The following is a 762-nucleotide window of genomic DNA, read 5'->3' on the forward strand; positions in this document are numbered from 1 at the left end:
GCACCTGTTGCGTCAAATGTGGGGACCCCATCCGCGGTGTTTGTCAACCTAGTTGGAACGTGAATCATGCCGCCTCTAACGTTTTTTCCTGTTGAATGATCTCCAGGTTTTTATCGGGATTGAGCCATACTTCTCCAATCGGTTGCCAGTTACATGTCTGACCTGACCAGCGGGCGGGATTGGCACGTTGGGCCTGTTGGTACAGTTCGTGGCGAGCCCGTAGGATATCCTCATCCTGGCCAGCATGGCGCTGAGCCGGTGTGACATAGCGGATTTGGCTATGACGATGTTCTTCGTTATACCACCGTACAAAGTGATGAACCCATTGCCGGGCATCTTCAATCTGGTTAAAGCCATTGGTTGGAAACCGTGGATGATATTTGCAGGTACGGAAGAGCGATTCTGAATACGCATTATCATTGGATACACGAGGTCGACTGTGTGACGGCGTAATACCCAGGCTGTCCAGTTTGGCATACAGGGTGGAGCCTTTCATGGCAGAACCATTGTCCGCGTGCAATACCAGCGGCTTATGCGCACATTTTTCACGCAGTACGGCCCGTTGAATCAGGGTAGCGCTGTTATTCATGTTTTCTGCCTCGAAGACTTCGTGGCCCACGATTTTGCGGCTGTAAATATCCATAATCAGGTACAGATAAAAAGATAGGCCCCGTATTGAGGTTGGCAAATACGTCACGTCCCAACTCCAGCAAACATTGGGTTCATCGGCACAATGACGACGGGGGGGGGGGGGGGCCTTTT

1 protein-coding gene is annotated in these 762 nt (G+C 51.4%); it reads right to left on the bottom strand.

Features of this window, described 5'->3' with window-relative positions; all coding sequences use genetic code 11:
* Positions 1 to 64: 64 nt before the first annotated feature.
* Positions 65 to 762, bottom strand: a 698-nt coding sequence (locus HMPREF3179_RS11845; RefSeq protein WP_168160347.1) for an integrase core domain-containing protein, incomplete at its 5' end; no start/stop codon positions are given.

It is taken from the genome of Oligella sp. HMSC09E12 (assembly GCF_001808505.1).
Classification (GTDB): Bacteria; Pseudomonadota; Gammaproteobacteria; order Burkholderiales; family Burkholderiaceae_B; genus Oligella; species Oligella urethralis.